At 40.8% G+C, this 16,055-nt stretch carries 11 protein-coding genes and 1 pseudogene; all 12 read right to left on the reverse strand.

Annotated features, from left to right (window positions below):
- Window positions 1-18: 18 nt before the first annotated feature.
- The 12 genes and pseudogenes from ODU39_RS06420 to ODU39_RS06475 all read right to left on the reverse strand — a co-directional run bounded on the left by ODU39_RS06420 (window position 19) and on the right by ODU39_RS06475 (window position 15,917).
- A complete protein-coding gene (locus tag ODU39_RS06420) occupies window positions 19-4,950 on the reverse strand; it encodes an InlB B-repeat-containing protein (RefSeq protein ID WP_398580114.1) in 4,932 nt (1,643 codons plus the stop codon).
- A gap of 49 nt (window positions 4,951-4,999) precedes the next feature.
- Complete coding sequence (gene lepB, locus ODU39_RS06425; protein ID WP_398580115.1) at window positions 5,000-5,590, reverse strand: signal peptidase I; 591 nt, start codon at window positions 5,588-5,590, stop codon at window positions 5,000-5,002.
- Entirely contained in the window at window positions 5,583-5,843 is a 261-nt protein-coding gene (locus ODU39_RS06430; RefSeq protein ID WP_398580116.1) for a DNA repair protein, read from the reverse strand. The genes lepB and ODU39_RS06430 overlap by 8 nt, the downstream gene beginning before the upstream one ends.
- A 712-nt stretch (window positions 5,844-6,555) precedes the next feature.
- Window positions 6,556-6,804 (reverse strand): DUF3165 family protein, encoded by a 249-nt coding sequence (locus ODU39_RS06435; protein ID WP_004194480.1) that lies wholly within the window; start codon window positions 6,802-6,804, stop codon window positions 6,556-6,558.
- A 17-nt stretch (window positions 6,805-6,821) separates the two neighbouring features.
- Window positions 6,822-8,669 carry a translational GTPase TypA gene (gene typA, locus ODU39_RS06440; RefSeq protein WP_398580117.1) on the reverse strand — a complete coding sequence of 616 codons (1,848 nt, stop codon included), beginning with the start codon at window positions 8,667-8,669 and terminating at the stop codon, window positions 6,822-6,824.
- 132 nt (window positions 8,670-8,801) lie between these two features.
- Window positions 8,802-9,794: an aspartate--ammonia ligase gene (gene asnA, locus ODU39_RS06445; RefSeq protein ID WP_105256656.1), complete on the reverse strand. Its 993-nt coding sequence runs from the start codon at window positions 9,792-9,794 to the stop codon at window positions 8,802-8,804.
- Between the two features lie 66 nt (window positions 9,795-9,860).
- Window positions 9,861-10,940, reverse strand: a complete 1,080-nt coding sequence (locus ODU39_RS06450; RefSeq protein ID WP_105256655.1) for an MmcQ/YjbR family DNA-binding protein — start codon at window positions 10,938-10,940, stop codon at window positions 9,861-9,863.
- Window positions 10,937-11,230, reverse strand: a pseudogene (locus tag ODU39_RS06455) (hypothetical protein); the annotation flags it as partial. The pseudogene ODU39_RS06455 and the gene ODU39_RS06450, both read right to left, overlap by 4 nt.
- Window positions 11,231-11,322: 92 nt before the next feature.
- Complete coding sequence (locus tag ODU39_RS06460) at window positions 11,323-12,132, reverse strand: hypothetical protein (RefSeq protein ID WP_105178976.1); 810 nt, start codon at window positions 12,130-12,132, stop codon at window positions 11,323-11,325.
- Window positions 12,133-12,189: 57 nt separating this feature from the next.
- On the reverse strand, window positions 12,190-14,841 hold the full coding sequence (locus tag ODU39_RS06465) for a valine--tRNA ligase (protein ID WP_398580118.1): 2,652 nt from the start codon (window positions 14,839-14,841) through the stop codon (window positions 12,190-12,192).
- A gap of 117 nt (window positions 14,842-14,958) precedes the next feature.
- Window positions 14,959-15,531, reverse strand: coding sequence for a shikimate kinase (locus ODU39_RS06470; protein ID WP_105106264.1), 573 nt, complete (start codon window positions 15,529-15,531; stop codon window positions 14,959-14,961).
- Window positions 15,528-15,917 carry a VOC family protein gene (locus tag ODU39_RS06475; protein ID WP_398580119.1) on the reverse strand — a complete coding sequence of 130 codons (390 nt, stop codon included), beginning with the start codon at window positions 15,915-15,917 and terminating at the stop codon, window positions 15,528-15,530. The genes ODU39_RS06470 and ODU39_RS06475 overlap by 4 nt, the downstream gene beginning before the upstream one ends.
- Window positions 15,918-16,055 lie beyond the last annotated feature (138 nt).

A 16,055-nucleotide genomic window follows, 5' to 3' on the forward strand; every position in this document is an offset into this window, starting at 1 on the left:
GTAAGCATGAAATCAGTCCTAGGACCTCTTTTCCCGATTACGTTGAACAAACAGATGCATCAGATAGGAGATGACTATGAGGACAAGGCCAGAAAGAATAAACCACTTCTGTCCATCTCCACCTGTGCTTGGCAAGGCTCTGCCCTGCTCATTGGCCACTTGGATGCGATGGCTGGCATCACCACTAACCTTGGTAAGCGTTGCTCGTTCTGGACTAGCATCATTGCCCGCTTCATCAGACAAGGCAACAGTGTAGAAGGAAGATGTTTTATCTTCGTTAAAGTTTTCCTTGATGCTGAAGTAGATATAACTATCCAAGACAATAAAACCATCAGGTGCTGCCAATTCTTGCAGACGGTAGCGTCCTGCTTCTAAGCCTACTGGTATCCGAATACCATCTTTGCTGGTAATGGCAAATTCCTGCGTCCCGTCCACCTGAGCCCAGTTCAAACCATCCCACTTGGTCAATTCAAACTTGCCACCTGACAAAGCCTGCCATGTTAAATCCGTTTTCTGAATGTTAATGACATCTTTAACCTTTAACCGGCCAAACTGAATGTCTAGTTCATAATTGGCTAAATTGGTGCCAGATTTTGGAGCGTAATCAAAGTAGTTTGGCTTCATTCCGGGATCAATTGGACCTTCCAGGAAGGTTGGAACAACTCCTTCGCCATCGACAAAATCTGTGTAGTCAACTCCAGCGGGTACTGATACAGTGATATTGTCAACACGAAGCTCGCTGCCATCATAATCCTTGCTAGCAGAATCAGATGTTATGGTCAGCTGACGTTTGTCGATCCGTAATTCCCCATCAGAAATCAAGAAATCAACCTTGAAATTTTGATTACTATTAGAGAATCTATTTTGCAAAGATAGTGGGTAAATACCAGCATCCTTTTTCTTAACTGTCTGTTCGGCGCTTGCACCATTAAAGCTGATGTCAGATTCTTTATAGAGACCGCTAGTATCTTGGATTTCGGTGACTTTATATCCTATAGTTGCTGTCTCGCCATCATAGACCTTCGACTTCTTCTCACCTTTAATCACTACGACAACTGGTTGTTGCTCTACAGTCAGATTAGCAGGCTGATAGGTTATATGATAGAAGTTGGTTCGATCAACCCCAGTCGCATCAATAATTTTAGCATTTTTAGGCGTTGTAGCACTAACTCCTGCATCTGTTTGGCTACCATCGTAACGGACGGCAGTCAGATTGTCTCCTGCTTTCAATGCTGCACTGTAAGTAGGTTTTAAATCAGATAGACCCGAACTTGATAGAGCAGTGCCATCATAAACTTTAGACTTGTCTAATGCAGTCAGTATTAAGTTTTTCTTATAATAGAGATTAATGGTTATGTGACCACCCTTACCTACACGGTACACTGTCCTATCAGCTACTTTCTCACTGTCTAACGAATGATTATAGGTATAACCACTTATGGTTTTATGATCCACCACAAAACTCCCCGGTTTCTTTCGGTAAATCACCAATGGTTCTTGTCCATCGATTTTCTTACCATCCATATCCAAATAATTTACCGTAAAGGTTTGAGTATCAAATCCGACATATTCAAAAATAATCACATTATTTGCTGCATTAGAAGTTAGCACCAAGCCTTGAGTATTTACAGTTGGATAGTAATCCATTTCCAGCATATCATCCGTAATACCTGACTGATTTTTCATATGCTGTTTATTCACATCTGCAGCAGCTTCTTTGGCGTGGATGATACTTCCATCAACCTGGCGGGTCACAGATGGTGCAACCTCAATAGCAGGATTATCCTTCAAAACATATTTGACAGTATAGGTAACATCTTTGACCTTCGGTGTATAGTAGAAAGTTACTTCATTCCCATTAAAATTCAGGTTAATCGTTTGGCTATTCTTATCTGGACGATAACCAGTGATCCCTAATGCTTTTTCTGTGATTATCTGGTTCAACGCAAGTGCTGAACTCGTGACCATTTTATCGGCAGCCAATTTCGCATTTGTCCCAGCCTCCAGATAACGAACAGTATACGATAATGGTTTCAACTCCCACTTAGCAGTTAATTTGACATCTTTGGTTACTTGGTCACTCCAACTATAGAGCTTACCATCTTCTGTATACCAACCAAGGAAATTATAATGCTCCCTCGTTGGATCGGCAGGGGCCTTAGCGTATTTGTATTTTTCAACACTTTGATCGGCAGGGGCGGTTCCATTACCACCGTTGATATCAAAAGTAACCTTAAATTTTGGAGCAATCCACTTAGCATAGAGAACTAAGTTATTGGCAGGCATTTTATTAAAGTTATACTTCTCTGTCAATAACGAATCTGTATACCAACCACCCCATGTATAGTCTGGGTCAACATTGTTTGGTCGTTCTGGTATGTAATTATGAGTAGAATCATCAATACTACGCTCGAACGGAATCCTATCAATTGTCCTTAACCGACTACCATTAAAGTAATAATCTATCTTGTAATTTGTTCTGTTATAGTAAAAGCGATATACATAGGGATTCCATCTTGTTTGAGACGCTTGATAACCAGGAGGGGTATAATTCCCCTGATAAGTATATCCAAAGATTTCCTTAGCTGTCAGTCCACCTGTCCGAATAAAGGACTGGCTGTATTTATTCGACAGGACATAAAGATTTGGATCATCAGCTGATTGTAGCCAATACTCAACAGAGGCTCTTGTCCCAGAATTTATCCAAACTGCCGTTTGAAAGATTAGATTATTTTCACTTGCTAAGTTCAATAGATCAGGTGTTACCTCGAACCGCTTAGTTTTAGAACGTGACTCCCTCCAGTAATCAAAAAAATAATTTCCATACTCATCATAAACTTCTTCTGAAGAAGAGGGCCAAAGACTAGAAATATCTTGTCCTAAAACTACATTCGGGATAGTGTAATTCGAAAGATTATAGGTCACATTGTTAATTCTGATACGGCCCGTATTCCAATAAGCAGGTCCGTTCAAGTTGAACACAAAGGTGTATCTCTTTAACTTATAGTAAACCGGCAAAATTGAACTGCCATCTGCTGCTATCTCAACAGTTGAGGTAGCATTTTCAGTAGCATCTACTTCATGATAAGGCAGATTAGTGGAAATAGTCGGTGCATTTGTTGCAGAAACAGTCGTACCTACTTTTGCCGTAGCTTCTTTGGCACTATCGTAAACCCACTTAATAGTTCCCGTAACATTATCATATTGTTGCTTATAATAAACAACTGTATAAGCAACTGAATTCGGTGTCCACTTCGCATACAAAGTTGTATCTTTCTTTAAAGCGAGGGAATTCGTAATCTTGCTACCAGTCAGGTCAGGATTATCATACCAACCTTCAAATGTATATCCTTCTTTAGTTGGGGTAGTTGTCGAAATCTTAATCCGGCTATCATACAGACCAGATTGTTGTGAAACATTACTCCCACCATTGGAATTATAAGAAAGTGTAAAGTTTTTTCGAGTATAATAAACATACATTTTTTGACCACTAGCACTATCGATTTTTTTAGTATCAACGCGCTCAAAGTCAGCATAACTGTATGTTAAGATTTGTGGCGTAACAGTTGAACCTAGAACTCCACGAGTAGGAACTGTCTGAATATCAGAATATCCTGAACCAGTCAGATTCTTAAGTTTATAAACAACTTCATACTCAGCATTATATGGAACAAACTTGACACGTTCAGAAATGCGATTATCATCTACTCCATCTGCTAAGTCTAGTTCTTCTAACTTATCTCCAGTGAACTCAAGAATGGGTTTTTCAGGGTAGTAAATAGCCACTGCTGGTAAGGAGGAGTCCTCTTTATTGCTCACCTCCGTAGAAGCAGGTGGCGTCAGTTGATACGGAGTATCACTAACTTCCAGCTGAACAGTTTCCTTATCAATCGTAATATCTCGGTTTTTAGAAACATTGTGGTAGAAGTATGTAACATCAATAGTATAAATATTGATATTATTAAATACCGCTTCAGCAGTCAGATCGCCGGTAATCACCGTATTTTCATCAATCCGCTCACCAGTAGCTTTATTAATCCAATGCGAAAATACATAACCGTTTTTAAAAGGCGCTTCTGGCAAACTACCGAGTGTCGTCCCTACAGTCTTATCAATCAAGCTCGTAATGACTTGTTCTTGACCCACTGTGTCAATATAGGTAAACTTGACAGTATAATAATTTGCTAATACATCACCATAAACAGAAAAATGGCTAGCGTCAAAACTAATCTCGGAAATTTGTTGCTCATTTTCCTTCGTTTCAGCCTCTAGAACCTCTATCTGGCTATTCTCTTCAAAGTGGACAATTTTCAGCTTACTATCATCAGGTCGTCGAACCAATTCCTTGTTTATAATCTTAATCTTCACAGGGGCTGCCGGCTCGACCTCTTGCCCCCGAAAAGAAAAATGAATATCAAAGAATCGTGCATATACCAAGTTTTTAACCCCAAGATTCTCCTTCGTTTTCTCATAATGTGCTTGGTATTCTTCTGATTGGCTATCCAATTCTCTAACAATCAACTCAACGCCTTTTGGAAATTGAGCAGTAGCATCAAATTCCGCAGTCAATTCATAATCATGAGAACTATAAACCATTGTAGTTGGTTCGGTAATCCGTTCTTGGTCAAAAATATTCTTACTACTCTCGTCTGCAGATACTGATACCGGTGAATCAACTTGGGTAGAAGCTTCCGTTTGATGTGGTTCGACAACAGCTTTTATCCCAGATTCAGTGCTCGTTTCTAATATACTACTACTGTCTGATGGTAACTGTTCCAAGCCAGTATTTATACCAGAAGTTTGATTTACCTTATCTTGGTCCAGTGTCAGAGCTGGTAAAATCAATGCATACGTTGTTACAAATACAACCACAACAGCTACAAAATTAACAAATTTTCTATATTTTTTCTGCCATAAAGATAATCTTTTAAACTTAAAATTATTTTGCATGTTCCTCCCCCTAAATTGCTTTAACTATCTAACTTTAAGTTCATCATTTTTAATCAATTACTCCCATCTCTGTCAAAGGCCATACTCTAAAAACCAATTTACCAACAATCTGTTCATTAGAGACTGTACCAATAGCGTTGTTTCGCGAATCAATGGACTCTTTCCGGTTATCTCCCATGACAAAGATTCGATTTTCCGGTACCTGATAGGGAAACTCAATATCTGTATGACCATAATCCCTATTTACCAAATATGGCTCGTCCAATCTTTGATTATTGACATAAACATTCCCTTGTTTATCCATATCCACCCAATCCCCAGCTTCAGCGATGACGCGCTTGACCAGAATATTGTTATTGTAATAAAAAGCAACAACATCACTGCTTTCAAAATCATTGCTCTTTACTGATACAACGATGTCCCCACTATTCAGGGTTCCTTTCATTGAATCTCCGTATATTCTCAAAATAGGCAAAAATAATACAGCGATTAGTATTGCAAATGCTGCAACTACTACCAACATAAACACTGTACTTTTCACTGTCCTCCAAAATGTATGTCTATATCTTTCATGCTGATATAGCTCTTTTAATTCTGAAGTTTTTGGAAGTTCCTTTCCCCTGAGGTTTGAACTATTCATGAACATCACCAATTTTGTTTTTCACATTATAGAGATATAGATCAGCAGCTTTTTGCGCTTCTTCAAAAATATTAGTCAGTTTTATTGAAGCTTCCGCTATGGAGCCAGATTGACTAATCATAATTCTTCTATCAGCCAACTCTGTTTTAATCTTCTCAAGTTGATTTCTCAAGCAATCAATCTCTTCACTTTGAGCCAACATAATCTCATATAACTCAATTCGCTTTAATTTCCGAAGATCTTTTACATCCATCTGCGTTTCCTCTCTTTTACCAAAATATTATACAATTAAATTGAGGTGCAACTTAATAACAATATTTGGTATTTTACTATAGTTTCCATTTATTGTCTAGTAATATGAGTTTTCTAAGGGAAAACTGTTAGCAATATTTTATAAAACGAATCCCTCTCATTTAGGTGTTAATGGCTAATATAGTTATTTAATTTGTCTTTAATTACTTTAATGTATGGATGTCTTTCCCGCTTCCGTCAATTATAGAGATCAGCTTCGGACTGTAAAACGCAAATTGCTAAGATGTTGACAAAAGTTGGCGGCGGCAGCTCATTGCCTTGTATGGTCGAATGAATTAGCTTTCAGACAAGGAACCGAGGTGCAGGTAGCTAGAACAGCCTAGAGGCTGTTCTAGGTTGGAAATAAGACTTGCGAAACAAGTCACTTTCGTAGAGTATGGCAAGCCGAAAGTGGCGATGTATCAGAGTTAATTTAAATGACTGTACTAAGAACTTGCTATTTTGGGTTTTGGGGATTTCATTGAGTATTAAAATTTATCTACATAAAAACACCTTGAAAATGCGCTTGTCATTTATTATAAATAACGAGAGCTTCTTCAAGATGTATCACAGAATATAATTTCTTTAGCTAATAGATTGCCACTACTGTCCAAAAAGCTGGATAAAATTCCTTAGTAATATCGTATTACGGTATTCAAAAATCAAAGACTCTGCTAAAATTTTGTATCGTCATTTAATTGATAAATATCCCGCATCGCCCAAAAACCAATCAGAATCATTAGTAGACCAACCCAAATTTCCTTTGGAAATTGCATGATTCTTAAAAATCCAAGTACCAAGGCAATCGCTAATGCTACCAGTAAAAATACTGCCGCAATCAAATTCATAGTCCCCTTAATATTGCGAGGTGCAATAAAAATATAAAAAAGTACTAACATGATGGCAAGGATTAAATAAAACATGCTTCTTCTCCTAGAAATTATTCCTCAGTCGCTAATTTTTTCTTCTTCGCAGCCTTATCACGCTCTGCCTTGTTCAAGATTTGCTTACGAAGACGGATAGATTCTGGCGTTACTTCCATGTATTCATCATCGTTCAAGAATTCTAGTGATTCTTCAAGGGTCAAGATACGTGGTGTCTTAATTACAGACGTTTGGTCTTTGGTAGCTGAACGAACGTTGGTCATTTGTTTAGCAGTTGTGATGTTAACTGTCAAGTCATTGTCACGTGAGTTTTCACCGATAATCATTCCTTCGTACACTTCAGTACCTGGGTTGACAAAGATCGTTCCACGCTCTTCAATACGCATGATAGAGTAGGTCGTTGCCTTACCTTGATCGATAGAAACCAAAGCACCACGGTGGCGGCCACCGATTTCACCTTGAACTACTGGTAAGTATTGGTCGAAAGTATGGTTCATGATACCATAACCACGAGTCATTGAAAGGAATTCTGTTGAATAACCAATCAAACCACGCGCAGGCACTAGGAAAACAAGACGAGTTTGACCATTACCTGTCGCAACCATATCCAACATATCACCCTTACGCTCAGATAGGGATTGGATAATAGAACCTTGGTATTCTTCTGGAGTATCGATTTGCACGCGCTCGAATGGCTCCATTTTCACGCCGTCAATTTCCTTGATAATAACTTCTGGACGTGATACTTGAAGCTCATAGCCTTCACGACGCATGGTTTCAATCAAGATAGACAAGTGCAATTCACCACGACCTGAAACAGTCCATTTATCTGGAGAGTCAGTAGGGTCAACACGGAGAGAAACATCTGTTTGCAACTCAGCCAAAAGGCGCTCTTCAATCTTACGAGATGTCACCCATTTACCTTCACGACCAGCAAATGGTGAGTTGTTCACCAAGAAAGTCATTTGAAGAGTTGGCTCATCGATACGAAGAACTGGAAGTGCCTCAACTGCATCTGTCGGAGTCACAGTCTCACCAACGAAGATGTCTTCCATACCAGAAACGGCAATCAAATCACCAGCTTTTGCTTCTTGGATTTCTTTACGCTCAAGACCGAAGAAACCAAAGAGTTTTGTAACGCGGAAGTTTTTCGTTGTGCCATCTAGTTTAGAAAGAGTAACTTGGTCACCAACTTTAACAGTACCACGGAAGACACGACCGATACCGATACGACCTACGAAGTCATTGTAGTCCAAAAGGGATACTTGGAACTGCAAAGGCTCATCTGAGTTATCCACTGGTGCAGGGATATGCTCGATGATGGTATCAAAGATTGGTGCCATTGTTTCTTCTTGGTCTGCTGGATTGTCAGATAAAGATGAAGTACCGTTGATAGCTGATGCGTAGACCACTGGGAATTCCAACTGGTCATCATCTGCACCCAATTCGATGAAGAGTTCAAGCACTTCATCTACAACTTCTTCTGGACGAGCAGAAGGTTTGTCAATCTTGTTAACAACCACGATTGGAGTCAAGTTTTGCTCAAGGGCTTTTTTCAATACGAAACGAGTCTGTGGCATAGTCCCTTCGTAAGCATCCACGACAAGTACAACACCGTCAACCATTTTCATGATACGCTCAACCTCACCACCGAAGTCCGCATGTCCTGGTGTGTCCATGATGTTGATACGAGTACCGTTATAAGCTACGGCAGTGTTCTTAGCAAGAATAGTGATACCACGCTCTTTTTCGATATCGTTTGAGTCCATGGCACGCTCATCCAATTGCGTACGCTCATCAAGCGTTTGGGATTGTTTCAATAATTCATCAACGAGGGTTGTTTTTCCGTGGTCAACGTGGGCAATAATGGCTACGTTACGGATGTCTTCTCTAAGTTTTGTCATAATATCCTCTGTATATTTTAATTTAACTAAAAAAGTATATCATAGATTGGCGTAAAAATCACAGATAATCTTGTTGTAAATGTTTTCAGATAGCAGATTGAAAGCAGAAGAAAAGAGATTGAAGCCAATCTCTTATAAAATGTTCTCAAAATTATCACGCACTTCTTGTGGCCAAACGCTTGACTGCACTTCACCGATATGTTTCTTACGAAGCAAGAACATGGCCAAACGGGATTGACCGATACCGCCACCAATCGAAAGCGGGAAGAGACCATTCAAAAGGGCACGATGCCAATCAAATTCCAAACGGTCCTCGTCGCCTGTAATAGCAACCTGGCGCTTAAGCGCTTCTTCATCCACACGAATCCCCATTGAGGACAACTCAAATGCTGAACCAAGTACTTCGTTCCAAACCAAGATGTCTCCATTGAGTCCTTTGTAGCCTGCTTCTGATGGACTTGTCCAGTCATCATAGTCTGGGGCGCGTCCATCATGTGGTTTACCGTCTGCCAGTTCACCACCAATACCGATTAGGAAAACTGCGCTGTATTCTTTGGCAACCACATTCTCACGCTCTTTTGGTGTCAATTCTGGGAAGTTCTTGACCAAATCCTCCGTGTGGATAAAGGTGATTTTCTTAGGCAAAACAGACTCAATGTCATAACGAGCTTCAACTGCCAATTCTGTCAGACGGATAGCCTTGTAAATCTGCTCCACTGTTTCTTTCAAGTAAGCTAAATTCCGACGGCCATCAGGAATAACCTTCTCCCAGTCCCATTGATCCACGTATACTGAGTGAATGGGATCCAAGGAATCCTCGTCAGGACGAAGAGCCTTCATGTGAACAAAGAGCCCTTCTCCCTCATTAAAACCGAATCGAGCCAAGGTATGACGCTTCCACTTAGCAAGCGAGTGAACCACTTCATAGGTCGCATCTGGAATCAACTTCACATTAACAGTAACCGCATTCTCCACACCGGACAAATTATCCTGCATCCCATCCCCGACACGACTCAAAATCGGTCCTTGCACTTCTACAATTTCTAGCTTGTCTTTCAAATACTGCGTAAATGTATTTTTGACGAAAGAAATCTCCTCTTGCTGATGAATGAAGCTTTTCTTCATACCTTACCTCCTTAAAATTTATACACCTTATTATACTCTTTTTTACCTACTTGTAAAGTCTTTTTATTAAATATTCTGATAATTTAATGGAGGTTTTTTCACTTCGGATGTCAGTACTTCTATCACACCCTCTGTCAAGCGTCTAGGACCACGCACTGCCCTGACCCCCAAGTCCATCATGCGCGCTCTCGGCAAAACATCATCGGAAAACTGAGCGAGCAATTCCACCTGCATGAGTTTCTTTTCTGTAGGAATGTCTGATTGTGCATGATTTTCCAAGTTCGCCCCCAAGACACGGCAGACATAGCGAATAGCCTGTACAGGTGCCGTCACGTAGATGGCTACGATGTCCCCAACTTGAATGGTTGATTTTTGCGACCAATAGACTACCTTATTTTCCGCAAACTCAGTATCAATATCATAGACCTTTGGATTGGCTGGAATGACCCAGTAATCAGGCCCTTGCTCCGCCTTGTAGGATTTTGGTCCTATAAGATAGCGGCTCTTCTCAAGGAGGGCTAATATCGCTTCATCTTCCACAGTATCATCGAGCAAGACCGACACCCAGCTCTTCTTGGACATATGGTAGGCTGGGAAGATGCCCGACTGACTCAGCAGCTCTGCTATTTCCCGACCATCAACCTTGAGATTGACAATCTCCACAAGCTCTTGGTCAGTGCTCCCATCCAACTGTCCCCGCTTGACCTGAGTCACCAAAGCGTACCACTTATTATTGGAGGGGTGGCGAAAAGAACCTGTCTCTGGCGACTTGGCAAAGGGATAATCAGGTAGGTCACCCCACTTCTCCTTGATGAGCTGGGCTATGCGGTTGCTTTGGTCTTTGGAAAATGGCAGAGCGATACAGCAAGCCTCCTCTACTCGAACCAAAATGGACTGATAGCTTTCTCTCACCTGCCCCACAAAAGCCCCAGCTGGCGCAGTCACCAGATGAGCAGTATAGACCTCCTCCATCTCACAATCCCAGACAAAGGACGACAGCTGACCAGCCTCATCAACCTCCACCACCGCCTCAAACTGCCCCTCCATGAACACCTCACGGTAGATGTAACGATTGTTGGAGAGGATAAAACCGAAAGGGATGAGGGAGGGGAGGTGGACCTTTAGTTTGCTATTTATATTTGTCATTTTTTTCCTTTTCTACTAACCCAGCCAATCGCATCTGCTGGTGGATTTTCCGTATCAATCCAGATGAATTCGATACCGATTTCACCATTTTTGAATTTGGTTAATCGAATACCATTTATTTCCAGAGATTCTAATTTTTTCCCTGTCAGTACCTCACGCTCAGCTAGTTGGAAAACACCTCTTAACAACCACTCTCCAAGAATATCTTGTTTGTTAACCGACTGAATAGCCTTACCTGATTCTTGGTTGATATAGGCTTGGATGGCATCGCCTGAAGATAGAAAGCGGAGTGCAAGACAATAGACTCGCTCATTTCCATAAAACCAAAGCACCCTCAGTCAGGCCGTTCACTATTCCGTATCAGGAAGCTTTACAACATCTTCTAATTGATAAAGAAATTTACCAAGATAACTATTATAGGAGGAATTAAAGTACAAATGGTTTGAAAGTAATTCACCACTCTGCTTTTATAGGAAGCTTGATATTTCCGCTCTAAACCAGCTAGCCTATAAACAAAAATACTTAACGAGAAGAAAATACTCAAAATAACAATAATATAAATTATAATTGCTATAGCAATGTTCAATTTATCTAGTACATTATTGTTCAAAAATGCTAAAGCAAAAATATAGGAAATAATATTTATAAAAAAGCCAATAATAGATGATTTTTTATATTTTTGAATGATATACTTGGAAAATATTAAAATTGAATATGAGCAAAGCATAGCAAAAGAATTATTAATAGTTTTATTTAAAGCCATCATCAAAACATTTGCTAATAAACTGAATTCCCGATTTCTTAAACTTTCAAACAGAGAAGGAATTGTTGCATTATTTGTTTCTAGAACCATATAAGTATTGAATCCAAACAATATTAATATAAAGATAGTTGACAAATTATATAATATTTTGGCTAAAAATTTCAAATTCTCAAGTCTTTCCTCATTAAATTTATCAATTTCTTTCTTTTGTACTGTATTTATATTTTGAGAATTATTTATTACGATATTCCCATTTTGCACATTTACATCTTTTAAATCAATTTGAGAATTATTGGTATTACGGTAGTTATTTACAATATTCTCCACTGCTTTTTTGTCCGCCAAGTCTTTACAAATCTGATAAACAAAAGACAGCACTGGTATACCATATGTGATAAATACAATTAATATGTTCATAATATTTTTCATTTGTCTCCTAACATTCTTTTTATCTCATAAAAACTATATAAAATTATATTCTGTAACTTACCCCACCAACTTCTTCATCTCTTCAATCCGTCCTACTGTCGCATCATACTTAGCTTGGTAGTCGGCTTGTTTTTCTTTTTCTTTTTCAACGACTTCTGGTTTGGCGTTGGCGACGAAGCGTTCGTTGCTGAGTTTTTTTCCGACCATATCTAGTTCTTTTTGCCACTTGGCAAGTTCTTTGTCTAGACGAGCCAACTCTTCTTCTACGTTGAGGAGGTCGGCGAGTGGCAAGAAGATTTCAGCGCCGGTGATAACGGCTGACATGGCTAATTCTGGTACAGCGATGCTTGAGCTGATTTCCAGATGTTCTGGATTTGTAAAGCGGCGGATGTAGTTTTCATTTGACTTGAAGAAGGTTTCAAGCTCGCTATCTGCCGTCTTAATCAAAATGGTAATCGACTTAGATGGCGCAACATTGACTTCTGCTCTGCTATTTCGCACCGAACGAATCAGATCCTTGAGGCTTTCCACTCCCTTATGGGCTTCCGCATTGTCAAAGGCTGGGTTGACCACAGGGTAAGCCGCCACCACGATAGAGCCTTCTGCGTACTGGGCGAAAATCTCTTCCGTCACAAACGGCATGATTGGGTGGAGCAGGTGAAGGATTTGGTCCAGCGTGTAGAGAAGAACAGAGCGAGTCATGACTTTCTCAGTCTCGTTGTCGCTGTAAAGCACTTCCTTGGTCAGCTCGACATACCAGTTGGCGAACTCTTCCCAGATGAAGTTGTAGAGGATGTGACCAGCCACACCAAACTCGAACTTGTCGAAGTTTTCAGTGACTTTGGCAATGGTTTCGTTGAGATTGTGGAGAATCCATCGGTCCGTCACGTTGCCAGCCTCTCCAGCTGCAACTTTGGCAACATTCTCACGTGCCGCATCCAAGGTCACCCCTTCATTGTTCATGAGGATATAGCGAGAAATGTTCCAAATCTTGTTAATGAAGTTCCAAGAAGCATCCATCTTCTCATAAGAGAAGCGAACATCTTGACCAGGAGCAGAGCCGTTTGACAAGAACCAACGCAAAGCGTCCGCACCGTATTTCTCGATGACGTCCATTGGGTCGATACCATTTCCGAGCGACTTGGACATCTTGCGACCTTCTTCGTCACGAATTAGACCATGGATAAGAGCATTTTTAAATGGACTCTTTCCTGTAAATTCGATTCCTTGGAAAATCATACGAGATACCCAGAAGGGAATAATATCATAACCAGTTACGAGTGTTGAATTTGGATAGTAACGCTGGAAGTCAGCCGCATTTTCGTCAGGCCAACCCATGGTTGAGAATGGCCAAAGGGCAGAACTGAACCAAGTATCAAGCACATCTGAGTCCTGAGTCCAGCCATCTCCTTTTGGTGCCTCTTCTCCCACATAAATCTCACCGGCCTCGTTGTACCAGGCAGGGATTTGATGCCCCCACCAAAGCTGACGTGAAATTACCCAGTCGTGTACATTTTCCATCCATTGTAGGAAAGTATCGTTGAAACGTGGTGGGTAAAATTCTACCTTGTCAGCTGTGTCTTGGTTGGCAATGGCATTCTTCGCCAACTGGTCCATTTTAACAAACCACTGGGTTGACAAACGAGGCTCGACTACCACACCTGTACGTTCAGAGTGACCTACTGAATGCACACGGTTCTCGATTTCGACAAGGGCACCCAGTTCTTGTAACTTCGCAACCGTTGCTTTACGGGCTTCAAAGCGGTCCATACCTGCAAATTCACCTGCCAACTCGTTCATGGTACCGTCTTCATTCATAACGTTGACTTGTGGCAGATTGTGACGTTGACCTACGAGGAAGTCATTTGGATCGTGGGCAGGAGTGATTTTTACAACCCCTGTACCAAATTCAGGATCTGCATGTTCATCCGCAACGATTGGAATTAACTTGTTAACAATTGGCAGGATAACGTTTTTGCCAATCAAGTCCTTGTAACGTGGGTCTTCTGGGTTAACCGCCACCGCAACGTCACCGAACATGGTTTCCGGACGAGTTGTTGCAACTTGAAGGGCACGAGAACCATCTTCCAACATATAATTCATGTGATAGAAGGCACCTTCGACATCTTTATGGATAACTTCAATATCAGAAAGAGCTGTTCTGGCTGCTGGGTCCCAGTTGATGATAAATTCGCCACGGTAGATCCAGCCTTTTTTGTAGAGTTCTACAAAGACCTTGCGAACGGCTTTCGACAAGCCTTCGTCCAGCGTGAAGCGGTCACGTTGGTAGTCCAAAGACAGACCCAACTTGCCCCATTGCTCACGAATGGTCGCTGCATATTCATCCTTCCATTCCCAGACTTTATCGAGGAATTTTTCACGACCCAAGTCATAACGGGTCACGCCTTGCTCCCGCAAGCGCTCCTCAACCTTAGCCTGAGTGGCAATCCCCGCGTGGTCCATACCTGGAAGCCAGAGGGTATCAAAGCCCTGCATGCGTTTTTGACGGATGATGATGTCTTGAAGAGTGGTATCCCAAGCGTGTCCCAAGTGCAACTTACCAGTTACGTTTGGCGGCGGAATGACGATCGAATAAGGCTTAGCCTCCGCATCGCCTGACGGCTTAAAAACATCTTGGTCCAACCAAGTTTGGTAACGACCAGCCTCAACCTCGGCTGGATTGTATTTCGGTGATAATTCTTTTGACATTATTTTTTCTCCTTTAGTATTCTTTAAGAAAATTGGTTTATACTATCTTCAAGCTAGAAATAGCAAAACTTTTCTTTTTCATATAATCTCCTAGAAATAGTCAGTCCTTTGGGCTGGCTATTTCGTTTGTTCTTGCTCAAGTTCTTCTATTTTTTGGATAATCAGTTGAGCTACGTCATTGGCAGTAAGGTGGGTATTATTAATTTTATGATAATGGTCAAGTTGCTTCGGCGCAAATTCTGGATTAAAGTTTGCAAACTTCATTGTATCTAAAATATCTTTTTCAGACCACTCAATATTTCTTTTCCAAGGTTTATGTTGCAAACGATTTTCGGTCACATTTCTTCTTAAACGTTCTTGCAGCTCTGTTTCCAATTCAATAAACAAAACAGCTTGATTCCTACTGTGATAAATCTCTTGAATATTCTCTAAAAAAGAAATATCTGCTGGATCATTAAAGTCAATAACAACTGTAAAAATCAAACCCAAATCAGTTTTCGCAGAGGTTTCAAAAAACTTCATACGAATATCATTAATAAGTTCTCTCGCTTCGTCAGACATTGGAAAAAATTTTGTTACGAAATCGATTGATTCATGATTATGAAACAAAACCAAATCAGTTAACTTCTCAACTTCCTGCCCAATGGTCATCTTGCCAGAAGCTTGTGCTCCAATAATAATTAGATTCATCTTTCCTCCCCCACCAACTCTATCTTAATCCCATCTGGGTCTTCCAAATAGAGGGCATAGTGATTTGGCCCTCCTGCGTGGGGATAACGGTCGTCGTAGAGCAGTTTGACTCGTCTGGTCAAAAATTCCTTCCGCCATTGGTCAATCTCATCAGGTGTGCCTGCATGAAAGGCTAGATGATTGAGACCTGTACGGCACCGGTGATAACCTGCCTCTAGGAAATCCTGTGGCGTTTGGACAAAGACCAGGTATTGCTCTGCTTTTTTATAAGACAACCCTTCCTCCCACTCCTGATAGAGCGAGTAGCCCAGCTTGGTCAGAAGAAAATCGTAAAATGCACGCGAAGTTTCCAAGTCAGAAACATAAATTTCAACATGATGTAGCATATTTCTCCTTTACAAATGAAAATCCCCGCCTAGACTTGCTAGACAGGGACGAAATTATTCCGCGGTACCACCCTTGTTCAGATACATTATCTGCACTTTGCTTATTCGATTCACACCATCAGCAACCAGTTTTGACAT

This window comes from Streptococcus sp. 2021WUSS126 (genome assembly GCF_044427255.1).
GTDB classification, from domain to species: Bacteria; Bacillota; Bacilli; order Lactobacillales; family Streptococcaceae; genus Streptococcus; species Streptococcus hashimotonensis.